Source organism: Parabacteroides provencensis, from assembly GCF_900232875.1.
Lineage (GTDB): Bacteria > Bacteroidota > Bacteroidia > Bacteroidales > Tannerellaceae > Parabacteroides > Parabacteroides chinchillae.
The window spans coordinates 30792-43009 of record NZ_LT960492.1 but is presented as its reverse complement, the minus strand read 5'-3'; the positions used below and the strand labels follow the sequence as shown (position 1 = coordinate 43009).

Here is a 12218-nt window from a genome sequence, read left to right as displayed (position 1 = left end):
TATTGCCTCCTAATTCTTAATATCCATTTTGCGGTTCACGATCACCACACTTCTTTTTTTCACATCTTTTCAAAGCAAGTTCCAGCTTTACATCCGAATAGCTCTCTTTCAAAGTAAAAAGCTCATCTTGCACCTGTCGAAGTCTTCCTGTCTGCTCAACGAACCGTTCTTCTTTATCTGATAATTGTTTTTGCAAAAACTCATTATATTCCCTTAAAGCCTTAAACTCTTCCACATCTGCACGAGCATCTTCTATACGTGCGTTAGTCTTACGATTGCGCCAAAAGGTTACGCCCCACTTAAAGGCTTCAAATCCTCCCAATGTTCCAATAATGGCAAGTATGTCAGCTAGTTCAACATTCACATCACACCTCCCTCTTTTATAAATACTGTCGTAAAAAACGATGTTGAAGCCGCTATCTCCGTCCAAAACATCGGACGCGAGCGAATAAAATCACTAATTATACTATCCGTCACATGCTTTGCCATATACCAAACAGTATAGACAATGTATAATATCCATACTGGGATAAGTACCCACCAAATAGGAGTAAGTGCAACCCAAAGCTGCGAACATATCAGAGTTATTGCCGCTGACGTGCAGTGCACTTTGTTTATCCAACTGTCTTTAAAGTCGGGAGCTAGACCAACGCCAATCAAACCGGCACATGAGGCAATAGCCAATAGTTGCATCGTAATAGATGTACTCAAATCCCATACAACCGGGAAAAGAAACATAGCGGTCAGTGTCATACATCCGCCAAAGATCAATTTATGATCCAGTGTGTAATAGGTAGCACTGATCGAATACGGAATACCTTTTGTTTTAATACACACGGCCGTGGTATAACCGGCGATAATAAGCAGAGAAATAATTACTAATGTTACCATGGTTTACGTTTTATGATTTATATTTGTGCATTCCAAGTATTGCTACAGCAATACCCAAATAATTTTTTTTTCATATTCCGCCTCTGGTCTGTGATAGTTCGGGGGCGGTTTTATTTCACTTATGGGCAGATGTGAACTATACTACGTGTACTTTTAAAGGGCATCCTGTAGCCCTACCTCCGCCATCTTGCATTGATGTTATCGCCATATAGGAACTATCCGAATTGGGATAAGAGGAACTTATTTTTGATGTCCAATAGCGGTTATCTCCTAATCTTATTGATCCATCCGTATATATTTTAGTTCCAATTTTAGGAAACCATAAATCACCATATATACCTCCTAAATTAGTGTTTGATATTTCTTCTATTATTGCATTAAATTCATTATATCTACTGACCCTAAATCCTTCTGGAGAAGGGTCATAAATCGTTTTGGCACTATCCCATAGTTGTTCAGACGATGCGTTATACCATGATCCTCCTTGATAAGAGGTTATAAATTTATCTGGATTTTTAACTCCATACTCCACAGCACCATTTGTAGAAATAGTGTTTCCATTTGAATATAATATAGGGTCTTTACGCCCCCACTGGAACAATAAACCTCCCTCTAGTCCGCTATTATTTTGAGCATCACTTAACGCGCCAATATTGCGAGATAAAAAGCCATTAATTACAGTTGGCTCCCAGTTGACAATCCATAGATGATAACTCCACTTAATTACGCCCGATCCATCAAATACGGCAACTATAGCATTCCCTTCTTGCCCTTTTATGGTGCAATCTATATAATCGTCATTTCCGGCAGGGTTGTTGATCTTAACCAGGATTCCATCTGTTACCCGGTCAAATATCCCATTGACATTATCAGTCGTTTGTAGTACGATCTTAACTGTCCTATTTATAACATTTGCCCTTGATATGGGGAATATTATACGATCACCCGGATGTACGATGTGGCAGTTGTTTTCCGGCATAATAGACTTTCGGCCAGTCATCACTATTCTTTTTGGCATAATTTATCTCCTATCTTTTATCCGGGATAATTACCGTTGTCACACTATCGTTACGCTGCACTACCGTGCCTTCCTCAATCTTAGAGGCAGGCATGTAATGCGGCGCTGCAGCTTGCCGATAACCGGCAAAAGCGATTGTTGTCACTGCTAACAGGATCATCAACTCCTGCTTAACTGTTTGTCTCTGTAGTGTTGTTTCCATTGTCTTGTGTATTTAAGTCTAGGTTTAATTCAAAAGTCAAAAAATGAGGATAGTTCGCTTTTACGTCAATTTGAGTCAATTGCTCTAATGACGTAGCGGCATAAGCGGCGGCCTCGTTACTTGCTTTGAGGTCGTAAGTACGTTTAGCGTATATCTCCAATAATGGCAACTTATCTAAAGCCCATACAATAGGCACATCTATAGACTGAGGAGGCGTGCCGGTTGTCCATAACTTAGTAGTTGTTTGACCGTCTGCCTGCAATGCCGGCAGGGTAATACTATATAAGGAGTTGCGCAAATCCTTATCAATCCACAACTCTTGGTTCGCTACTTCCACACCACCGGATAGGACAGATATAAAAAACTTGTTGCTAAACTCGTCCTGTGCTTTTATCTCCTGCAATTTTGCTTGTCTGGCCGTCTCTAACGGATCAGGATCAGGCATTGGCTCCGGCGCAGGGGTAAGCTCCATGTGCCAAACTTCAAGCGGTGTAGCATTAGGATGCGCGGCGTGAAAAGCTGCCTGTTCGTCACTAAGGGCTAGATAAGCCCCATTGTCGTAGTCTTCTAGCGTTGTGCCGACCTTATAGGAGGCTGGGAGTATATCTGTATGCTCCCAAAAGCCGTTGTTTTTGTTAATGTATATCATATCGTTATTTATTTAAAGTTCAATGGATGCCATCGGGTAAACTACCATACCGAATAGACCATACGTGCCTTCATTCGTGTATGAATAATATTTTTTCATATCATGATCTCCAGGGTCGTAACCCTGTCCAGTAGGGTATCTTAATGAATGTGACCTTGTAGCCTCGCATTGCGTTGATGTCCATATACAAGTGTATAGCTCAGAACCTATCTTTTTAAAAAGGTTGCCATAACCCAAAGCTGATCGTACAGAATCAATGACTGAAAGATTATTGTTGACATACTTAAATTCACCAATGCCACCTAGATACCAATCCAGATTAGCGACATTATAGCTTGCACAATACCCTGCAGCAAATGATGCTGATAGACCATAATAAGATACAAGTGCATCGGTATTGGCTTTGCCGGCCATATCATCAACCTGAGCGTTTATGTCCCAACCTGCCCATGGTGCAACAGCAACATTTGGGACTAATACGCTAGTTGCTGAATAGGGTATCTTTTCGCCTCTATTTAGTGATAATAAAAGCAATCTATCCAATAGTTTACCAACGACTATTGCGATTACATAAGATTTAAGCGATTGATCTATATTATCTTTAGGCATGATACCAATCTTGCCATCTTTATAATAGACAATATCACCTACTATCGCTTTTCCCCATTTTGCACTTTCGTTTGTCATTATTATCCTCTTTGGCATAGCTCAGTTATTTTCCGTTTTGAATTAGACTCTGAAAACATATTTACCATGTATGTAACGCACAGAGATAGCAGTTACCTTACCCGCAGGGCAAGTGACAGACGTCTCGTTACTCTGGCAATTAGCTGCGTTTGGTAAAGGCTGATCAAAGTCTGCTGACCCGCTGTTAAGGATGTCTATCATGTATTCCTCGCCTTCGGTAGGAGTACTGACAAATGAGATAGGACTGGCAGCCGAAAGAGTGGCCTTGATGGAGTAATTTGTAACTGGCAGATCGGTAAGTGTTGTTACTTCTGTAACATCCTTAAACCGTAAGGAGTCTGCAACTTTCTGTTTTTCTTCCTCACTATAATTGTTATCCGTGTGTACATAAGCTGCATCCTTAACTACATTATCATCGTTTTGTAATTGTGAGGTTTTAGTAGGGACTTCCGCCCACCCTTCATTCTTCCGTCCGTACGTCTTACCGTCTGCCGGAGCATCTTCTGAGATAACGCCGTCTTGACCCTTAAGGTTCGGAGTCGTCGTTGTCCCATCTTTATCTGTAATATCAAGCCGATATATATCATTCGTGTTATCGGCATTCTCTACTATTGTGGGAGAAAAGCCGGGTTCTCCAGTTTCTCCGGTAGGACCAATTATGCTTTCTCCTTGATCACCAGTATTGCCTTTCTGAGCGACAAGCGACCAATTTGCGCCTTCCGCGGGTGTATTACCTATATTATTGTTTATAAGGCTTACCCAGCTACTGCCAAGATAACCAACGACATCAAGCCTGTTGTATGTTACCCCGGCATCATATACCCCTTTGGGGACATAAGCCACTCTACCTAAATCTACTCCTGCCATATATTATTGTATTTGTGGGTTAAATATTAAATGTCCTGATTCGTTGACCTCGAAAGTTGCCGGATCAGTAATGTTGTTTACGATAAGATGAGCATCATCGTTAATCTCAAATGTCGGATAAATAATACCGTCACCTGTTGACTGGATTTCTGACCAAGCGCCGTCCTGCCGAGCGTATTGTTTGCCATCTTGTGGAGCTTCCGGAAAATTATTGGGTTCAATATACTTTACCCAGACACCCGTAGATTCGTCATTCACTGATGGTACAAACAAATACTTTTCATCCTTTACCAATCCTGTACCGACTGCCGTAACATTACCTGTGCCCGGCATACCCTGAGGGACAGTTACATTTACTTTATACTTCTGTACACCTTCCGGTGTTTCTCCGTCAGGGACAAACTCTAATGATGCGTCTGTACCTGGTAGCCCTGTTGTTGTTTCTCCCTTGCTTATAACCGGTACGGCTCCGGTATCACCTTTTTGCATGACAAGGTTCAGTTTCTTTTTGGGATTGCCGGCTTCGTCTGTTCCATCATCAGTCAATGTCGCGGATGGAGTTGTCCCAGATTCGACAGTGCCGATTCCAAATTGCGTAGTCTTCCCGTCTTGGACTGTCAACATTTTATTGTCAACCTCAGTTAACTTCTGTTGTACTGATTCCGCCAATGATATACGCGCCTGATCTGCGTTGCCGGCAGCTGTATTCGCATCAACAGTGGCATCAGAAACGTTAACAAGTGCCTGGCTCACCTCTTGCGAAATGCGAGTCATTTCCACTCGGACCTCGGCAGCGGCATCGGTGGCGGGTTTCTGGAGTAAAGCAATGTCTTCGGGGGTGAGCTCGGCAAGTTTAATCTTTAAAATATTAATCTGCTCAGGAGTCAGCTTGTCAAAGGTCAAAGCAAGCGCTGCGAGTTGATCCGGAGTAAACATATCGAAAGTAAATGGATCGCCCTTATCACCTTTAAACAAGGACACCATAATACGAACCAACTTAAATGTATTACCCGATTCTTTAAAGACAGGCAATGATGTAATAGTATCGTCCAAAACATCCACAATATCATATTGCCCCGGATCCTTCGCCGTTGACTGTATTTTTTCAACTAGAGTGGAGACAAATAACTCCACGTCTGCAGGGGTAAAGATGTAACCCTTACTGGTTATTAAGTCTCCTGCAGCCATATTACTCTATTGTTTCATTAAACACTACGTCAGCATCCGTCAGTACAGTGTTTACCACTTGTTTCTTAATATCCGCCGTTATATTGTTTGCATAATCAAAGGAAATATAAAGACGTCCGTCACGTTCAACGGTTATTGTTCCGAAGGTTTTCTTTGCCACAACAATATCCCCCCTTACCTTTGTTACGGGTTTGCCTGTCGCTTGGACAATAGCATAATCAATATGCACCTCTCCCACATCATTAAAGGCTATCCGGTTTCTGGAATCATCAAGTATCTGCATATTACTTTCCTCCCTCTATTAAATTTACAATCTGAGCGTAACCACCAGCGTTAAGACCAGAGACAGCTTGCTTTATAAGAGTTGCTTCCTCAGTTGTCAGCTCTACTGCTCCTTTTGCAGCTATTATACGCATACAAAGGCTATGAGCCTTCAACTTGTTGGCATTGTCCTTTTCCGCATCACCTATCCGCTCTATCGTTTCGCCTGAAAACAAGCACCGACAAACCATGTCTGAGATCATTTGCGGGCGTTGTTCAATAACTTTTTTGCCTTCTTTAATAACCTCTGTGTCAACCAGGACGTCCTCTCCTTTGTAATTCTTAAATGACTTGTTAAAATTTACTTTCATAACTATTTTATTTATTGATTAAGCGAGTACTACTAATTTCCGGCCATCTACATAGGCTATCCCCAAGCGACCAGAAAATTTATTGGATATATTATTATCTTGCGGAACATTCTTTAAATAAATGGAACTACCTGATGTCGTTAAATCAAACTCAACTGTAGCCCCGCTGGGATTGAAATAACAACCTCCAGTAGAATACAAAGCCCTCGTACCTGATATCCCATGAAGGGACAATGCACTCCCGTTACTTCCATAGGCACACGATATAGCTGCACCTATGGCTCGTTGGTTACAAGTAATGTTTAAAGCTGCAGTATAACCAGAGTTTGAGCCGGACAAACGAATTTCATCATTACTTGAGCCATTATTTATAGATAAAAAGGCTTTTCCATCTGTATTTGTCAAAGATTGCTGGGATACAGTAAAACCGCCAATTGTACCTCGTACAGCAGCCAAACTCGTTGCGTAGAGTTTATCTACATCGATAAGGCTTGTTTTAATATACCCACCTATTATATACGTTTCCTTCTGCATCGCCCCGTTAATTTCAGACTGCAGGGATGAGATCAGATCGCCTTTGGTTATACTGCCTTTTTGAGCATAATTATCTAAATCTCCCGGATCAACTTTATTTGCAATTGTCTGTGCCAGATAAAATGATAAATCATTATCAGAGACACTGCTTTTATAGGCCAGACTACCCAGCGAAGAACTATTAGCCTTGCCGTTAATGGTATTTTGTAACGAGCTGTTGAAGGCTGAAAAAGTAACAGCACCTACCAGATTTATCCGGTTACCTTCGATAAGAATACCATCCGTTCCGACATTAATCGCATTGACGATACTTTTACCATTCTCCATTTCTTTTTTGGCAAACAAGGTTGTACCCTCCGCCCTTGTAATCCATCCGGATGATTCGGTAATCAAACCTTCAACCTTTGTTGATATACCGGACATCTGTTCGGCTGTTATCTCCAGCTGGCTATCGTAATGGATATAGATAGCTCCAGTCTCACCGTCTACATAATCCTTCGTAGCCAACAATTTTATATACTCGGCCTGCTGATCTATTTGGGTTTGGAGTTTTATCTGAGCGTCTGCCAACCGGTCATTAAACAGTGACACGCCATATATCAATATCTCACCTGTAAATCCAATCTTAAAGTCACCAAGGCCGTCCCAATTGCCATACTTGGCAAACTTCTGGTAACTGTCCGTGGGTGTAAGTTGGGATGATGAATATAAGTCCTTACCCTCAAAACCGACAGACAATGTACCTGAGCGGAGAACTTTATAATAAAAAGCAATCGAATAAACACCTTCTGTTCTTTCGCCGGTAAGCAAGCTGTTCATTTGAGATATGGAGGCATTTCGGATACGGAGTACATTCTTCGATCCATCCCGGTAGATATCGGCAACATTGGATTTTTCTGCGTAAAAAGAGCCATCCATCCAAAGATAATCACCGCCAACATTTATAAAATGTACGGTATTTGAAGTTGACCAGTAATTTGTATCGCGACCGAAAGATGAGTTACGAAGAATATTGCCGGTTTCCAATGACATATCATTTCGGATTCCTTCGATAGCACTGGTAAAATTCCCATTCATTATGATGAACTGCTGTTCTACAGTTGTACCGTCTTGCAAGTAGATATCCGTATCTTCAAACACGGCGCCACATCCATAGATACCGTATTTATCCAACTGGATGCCTTTTTTCGTCCGGATTCCACGAAGGTTGCCCACTCGAACCTTTACCTTTTCAAACATGGAGGCATCGGTTATACCATCCAAAACATCAATATAAGGAGCGTGGTCATCGTTGGATGTGAGATATATTACGCCCTGACGCTTTGCATCCGTTTTGTTACCCATGCGGAAAACGACATCCCCCAGCTGGGGATAATCTTCACCATCTATTATTTTCAAATCAAAATAATCGGAAGTAACTTTCAGTATTTCCCCATAAAAATATCGAACATTAATGCCCTGGCTACGCTGCATGCGAACTATGTCATCCTTACGCAAGTTCATACGCATTGTACCGTCCATGCTATCCATGTGGCAACGGTAGAACCCTTGACAAGTCTCTACGTATAATATCTTATTGAGGTCTGAAATCAGGACGGAACCGCCCAAACCATATATCTGTGAGTAAACCAATTCATAAACCTTCATAGACTTACGGACAGTGAGAAAATCGAATGTGGCCGATGATGTTGGTATATCTATCTCCGTTCCCCAACCATCCCATCCAGATGCAAAGGATACAGAACCAAACTTGCCACCAAGAAATATATCACTTCTAACACGAGCTGAATCCAGCAAAGCAGCACCCGTCGCTTTAATCTCCCAACCCTTACCATCCATTCCATCCAAAAAGATGGAACTGCCAATTTTTTTGTCGAATGTAATTATGTCGTGGGCGATATCAGGAATGTCTTTACGAAGGAACATTTGATTAAAGTCAACAATAAGATCATCTGTGGCTTCATTTATTTCCTGCAAAGTTCTTAATGATGAAAAAACATTTTTATCGGTCGGCTGAATTAAATCTGTGGTTTTTATTATATCAATATTTAAAGAACTTCCACCTGTACCACTATCAGGAAAAACATCAGGTTTTACTTTTAAGATAAGCTTATTACCTTTTACCTCATAACGAATATCCCCTTCTATTTCGTCTAATAGGTACGACATAAGACTACTCTTTTGGTATTAATTCAATTGCTATTGATTTCATTTTGTCCCCTGTTTGAGACATCTCGAAAATATTGTACACTAAAAAAGCGCACATATAACACACTGAAAAAAATAATTTATCTTTAATTATATCAAGACCTTTATTGATAGAATTAGTTGCAGATTTGATATAATAAAAATACTCCATTGTGCCAAAAGGTATACATTCTATTATCTGTCCTATAGAATTAAAAGCAAACACACAAGTAGGTTTATTTATCCCAGAATGTGTTATCGAATTATGTTGGATTTTATATTCTTCGCTATTAAAAGGATATACAAAAGAAACTGCTCTTTTCCATTCCTTTAGTTTAACTGCAATAAGTTTCAAAAAATCTGTAGGTAAAGCAATTTCTCCAATACCTTCACCATTATCTATAATCTCAGAAGAAAAAGATGATGTATTTATACAATTTACTGGAGCATTCAACAAAACAAGATTAACGGCATCTGGTATCACCGATTCAATATATTCATCTAGTTTAACAGTGTCCTCACTAAGCAGGTGAAGGTTTTCATCTTCACCTGCTTCATTCATAATTTCTCTAACCTTATTTATTATTTCCGAAGGTGTCATTCTTTATTTTCTCCGATTTTGAGGTTTGGAAAAGATACACCAAATTCAGATGCTTTTTTCAAAATGTTCTCTGGTGTATTCAGAGATTGATGGGGAACTCCATAATCTTTACGGAGAAGGTCTTTTGCATCTTGCCAGTCTGTGATTTCAGGAAGCTCCTTCAACTCAACTATAGGATCTTTCTTGATTTCGGATTCACCAACACTTTCAGACAATTTAAACAGCTTGCCAAAACAGGGCAACCCTTCTAAGGCTTTTTGGTAAATTTCATCGCTTGTACGAAATGTATGATTCTCGTCTTTAAATTCTACGTAAACGACAATCTTTCCGTCCACGACGATCGGGACAGAAAGAATATTATGCGCTTTATATACTTTGACCATGACAAACTATTTTAAGCAGTTACAGGAACAACTTTAACATGAGCATCCGGATTCTGTAATACCAAACCGGATATTTCAGAGACAGTACGAGCATCGACATCTTTTGTTCCAGCCTTGCGAAGATCAAGATCCTTTGTTTTAAGCTCATACACCGAAATTTTTCTCAAATAATTGGCATCAAAAATTAAACCTTTATCAGAGAAGCCCATTTCATCAAGAGATTCATCATGTACACACCAAAGTGTTCCAAAATTGGTTGTAATTTCCTTAAACTTAATACCATATTTAGTCACGACTTTATCATCATTAACAACTCTATCACGCTTGATCTTACTAAGATTTGCCATTAAATCTGATCCCATAATAAAAACTTTTGTCTTATTTCCAGCATTACCTGTAAACGCTTTTTTCATCAAGTCAACCAGCATAGACTCTGTAAATTGCAAATCCGAAGAAGATGCTCCATAGGCGAATGTTTTACCAGCCTGCCACCAAATACCACCTGTTAGGTAAACCTCTTTGTTCGCTTTGTCATAAACAATTCGCCTCGCCCCTAACCAAAACGATTTGTTCATACCTCGCTTCATATCGAATATTGCCTCTTCCTCAAGATCACTAAATGTCCAATCAGCTTCTTTATCAGATATTTTCTGTAAAGTTGATTCTTCTATCTGTGCTCTAAATATCTGCAAATACTGCGTTTTCTTCGTTGGCACACAAGCATATGTTGTTGTCTGCATATCAATTTCATTGTGTGCACGGCCAGAACGAATAAGGATAGTGTCCACATCCAAAGTAGGTATACAATTTTCATTATCTCCGATCTTTTTGCCGTTAACAGGAGTAACGATCAATTTACCATCCTCTGCTTTATCTAAAATATATAAAACCAAAAACTCTTCACTTTTGACGCCAGCTTCGGTATATCCATTTACAGATGGGACAATTATAGTCTCATATTTTGAGTAAATACCATTATTGGTTGTATCTATTGTAGCCTGGCTAAATCCTGTTGACTCATCAAACTTCGTTTTAATTTTAGAAGAAACTGGAAGTGTATCAGTACTGTAATACTGATGTCTTTGGCTTTTTGAATTTCGTCTTGTAGCATATCTGGATAATTGCTCAAGTGGATTTCCCATAGGGCGAATTTTCACAACTCGCCTTTCAATATCATTCAAAAGTAAATCTTCCGAATTTTCATGAGTGAATTGCGTTGTTACTACCTGGTTGGTCTCTACAATTCCACCAGTCGGGCCTGCTACAGCTTCTGCGCCAATAGCCCCGGCATCTACTACTCCCAAGAAGGAGCAAAGAATCATGATTAACATCATGGCAAAACTTCCATTTTTAAATAAGTCTTTCATCTCTAAAATGTTTTTATTGTTAATATTATGAATAGAAATCTCTTTTAAAAGGAACAGCAGGTTTCTTGGTTCCCCCTTTTCCGCCAGAGTTTAAAGCAGGTATACCATCTCCAGTTGTCGTTTTTAGCTGCTCGTCTATCTTTTGATTTCGTCCTTCCACTACTCCGGCTGCTGCTGCATCCTGAATATCTTTTTCGTAGTTCAGGCCTTTATACATCGTTTCTAAGAAAGATTTATCAATACGTCCCATCAAAGCCCCTTCAACAACAGAATAACATTCGCCAATGAATTTTTCAAATTCTTCATCCGACATTTCTTTCTCTGCTTTGAAATCCGACATATCCTGCGCAGAGGCCTCCATGTTCTTGTCTTGGTCTTCCCGCAGTTTATTGCTTTCTGCCACCCGATTCAAATATTCCTGATTAGCCTCATTCAACTTTGCCATCTGTTCTTCGTCACCGGACATATCCAATACATCCTTTCCAAAATATTTCACAAATGAGCTTGATGGCGAATCTCCCCCTACGATATCAGACATAAATGATGCAAATCTGGGATCTTTTTTAAACAGATCCTTCAATTTGCTATCATTGTCCTTAAACTGGCTCAACTGACTATGAATATCATCGTCATATTTCTCAAAGGCGCCATATCTGACTTCCGGATCTTCACTATCAAAATCTACGTCGGGCATACGTTCTTTCATTCGAGATAGATAATTGTCTCTCCTGCTCTTCTTTTCTTCGTTTACATCTGCCATACAAATTTGTTTTTAATGTTCTATAGCGAAGAAAACAGGAGTGATGAAATTTTTTATGTTGTAAATTAACAAAGTTGTTGTTTTCAACTATTTTTTTTATTATCCTCGTAATAGGTTGTTTAGGTTATCTATAATGTGGCTAGAATTTAAAGAAGAACGCGACAAGGATTTCTTGGCTTCTTATGATTTCGTTATAAAGAAACATGGGGAAAAAGCCCCATATTTAAAAAGAGACGAATTGCTTTTGGAGGC

General features: G+C 39.8%; 15 protein-coding genes. All 15 read right to left on the bottom strand.

The annotated features are described in order from the left end of the window. Positions 1–16: 16 nt before the first annotated feature. A complete protein-coding gene (locus tag CTY47_RS14795) occupies positions 17–364 on the bottom strand; it encodes a hypothetical protein (RefSeq protein ID WP_099465565.1) in 348 nt (115 codons plus the stop codon). Further along, positions 361–891 (bottom strand): hypothetical protein, encoded by a 531-nt coding sequence (locus tag CTY47_RS14790; RefSeq protein ID WP_099465564.1) that lies wholly within the window; start codon positions 889–891, stop codon positions 361–363. Before CTY47_RS14790 ends, CTY47_RS14795 begins: the two co-directional genes overlap by 4 nt. Positions 892–1027: 136 nt before the next feature. After that, entirely contained in the window at positions 1028–1909 is an 882-nt protein-coding gene (locus CTY47_RS14785) for a hypothetical protein (protein WP_099465563.1), read from the bottom strand. Positions 1910–1919: 10 nt separating this feature from the next. Beyond that, a complete protein-coding gene (locus tag CTY47_RS14780) occupies positions 1920–2111 on the bottom strand; it encodes a hypothetical protein (RefSeq protein ID WP_099465562.1) in 192 nt (63 codons plus the stop codon). Then, positions 2080–2760 carry a hypothetical protein gene (locus tag CTY47_RS14775; RefSeq protein WP_099465561.1) on the bottom strand — a complete coding sequence of 227 codons (681 nt, stop codon included), beginning with the start codon at positions 2758–2760 and terminating at the stop codon, positions 2080–2082. The genes CTY47_RS14780 and CTY47_RS14775 overlap by 32 nt, the downstream gene beginning before the upstream one ends. A gap of 12 nt (positions 2761–2772) precedes the next feature. Then, positions 2773–3447, bottom strand: a complete 675-nt coding sequence (locus CTY47_RS14770) for a hypothetical protein (protein WP_143813405.1) — start codon at positions 3445–3447, stop codon at positions 2773–2775. Between the two features lie 42 nt (positions 3448–3489). After that, complete coding sequence (locus CTY47_RS14765) at positions 3490–4314, bottom strand: hypothetical protein (RefSeq protein WP_099465559.1); 825 nt, start codon at positions 4312–4314, stop codon at positions 3490–3492. 3 nt (positions 4315–4317) lie between these two features. Further along, entirely contained in the window at positions 4318–5502 is a 1185-nt protein-coding gene (locus CTY47_RS14760; protein WP_099465558.1) for a hypothetical protein, read from the bottom strand. Between the two features lies 1 nt (position 5503). Continuing rightward, a complete protein-coding gene (locus CTY47_RS14755) occupies positions 5504–5785 on the bottom strand; it encodes a hypothetical protein (RefSeq protein WP_099465557.1) in 282 nt (93 codons plus the stop codon). 1 nt (position 5786) lies between these two features. Further along, a complete protein-coding gene (locus tag CTY47_RS14750; RefSeq protein WP_099465556.1) occupies positions 5787–6134 on the bottom strand; it encodes an alkylhydroperoxidase in 348 nt (115 codons plus the stop codon). A gap of 18 nt (positions 6135–6152) precedes the next feature. Next, entirely contained in the window at positions 6153–8837 is a 2685-nt protein-coding gene (locus tag CTY47_RS14745) for a hypothetical protein (RefSeq protein WP_099465555.1), read from the bottom strand. A 4-nt stretch (positions 8838–8841) separates the two neighbouring features. Continuing rightward, the gene (locus tag CTY47_RS14740; protein ID WP_099465554.1) at positions 8842–9456 is read right to left on the bottom strand and encodes a hypothetical protein; all 615 of its coding nucleotides are present in this window, start codon (positions 9454–9456) and stop codon (positions 8842–8844) included. After that, on the bottom strand, positions 9453–9839 hold the full coding sequence (locus tag CTY47_RS14735; protein ID WP_099465553.1) for a hypothetical protein: 387 nt from the start codon (positions 9837–9839) through the stop codon (positions 9453–9455). The genes CTY47_RS14740 and CTY47_RS14735 overlap by 4 nt, the downstream gene beginning before the upstream one ends. Positions 9840–9850: 11 nt before the next feature. Next, positions 9851–11206, bottom strand: coding sequence for an SU10 major capsid protein (locus CTY47_RS14730; RefSeq protein WP_143813403.1), 1356 nt, complete (start codon positions 11204–11206; stop codon positions 9851–9853). Between the two features lie 25 nt (positions 11207–11231). Further along, positions 11232–11966 (bottom strand): hypothetical protein, encoded by a 735-nt coding sequence (locus CTY47_RS14725; protein ID WP_099465551.1) that lies wholly within the window; start codon positions 11964–11966, stop codon positions 11232–11234. Positions 11967–12218 lie beyond the last annotated feature (252 nt).

Coding starts and splice junctions, on each gene's coding strand:
- CTY47_RS14775 (WP_099465561.1), bottom strand. CDS start 2,760: ATGATATACATTAACAAAAACAACGGCTTTTGGGAGCATACAGATATA.
- CTY47_RS14780 (WP_099465562.1), bottom strand. CDS start 2,111: ATGGAAACAACACTACAGAGACAAACAGTTAAGCAGGAGTTGATGATC.
- CTY47_RS14770 (WP_143813405.1), bottom strand. CDS start 3,447: ATGACAAACGAAAGTGCAAAATGGGGAAAAGCGATAGTAGGTGATATT.
- CTY47_RS14730 (WP_143813403.1), bottom strand. CDS start 11,206: ATGAAAGACTTATTTAAAAATGGAAGTTTTGCCATGATGTTAATCATG.
- CTY47_RS14735 (WP_099465553.1), bottom strand. CDS start 9,839: ATGGTCAAAGTATATAAAGCGCATAATATTCTTTCTGTCCCGATCGTC.
- CTY47_RS14725 (WP_099465551.1), bottom strand. CDS start 11,966: ATGGCAGATGTAAACGAAGAAAAGAAGAGCAGGAGAGACAATTATCTA.
- CTY47_RS14755 (WP_099465557.1), bottom strand. CDS start 5,785: ATGCAGATACTTGATGATTCCAGAAACCGGATAGCCTTTAATGATGTG.
- CTY47_RS14785 (WP_099465563.1), bottom strand. CDS start 1,909: ATGCCAAAAAGAATAGTGATGACTGGCCGAAAGTCTATTATGCCGGAA.
- CTY47_RS14750 (WP_099465556.1), bottom strand. CDS start 6,134: ATGAAAGTAAATTTTAACAAGTCATTTAAGAATTACAAAGGAGAGGAC.
- CTY47_RS14745 (WP_099465555.1), bottom strand. CDS start 8,837: ATGTCGTACCTATTAGACGAAATAGAAGGGGATATTCGTTATGAGGTA.
- CTY47_RS14760 (WP_099465558.1), bottom strand. CDS start 5,502: ATGGCTGCAGGAGACTTAATAACCAGTAAGGGTTACATCTTTACCCCT.
- CTY47_RS14790 (WP_099465564.1), bottom strand. CDS start 891: ATGGTAACATTAGTAATTATTTCTCTGCTTATTATCGCCGGTTATACC.
- CTY47_RS14765 (WP_099465559.1), bottom strand. CDS start 4,314: ATGGCAGGAGTAGATTTAGGTAGAGTGGCTTATGTCCCCAAAGGGGTA.
- CTY47_RS14740 (WP_099465554.1), bottom strand. CDS start 9,456: ATGACACCTTCGGAAATAATAAATAAGGTTAGAGAAATTATGAATGAA.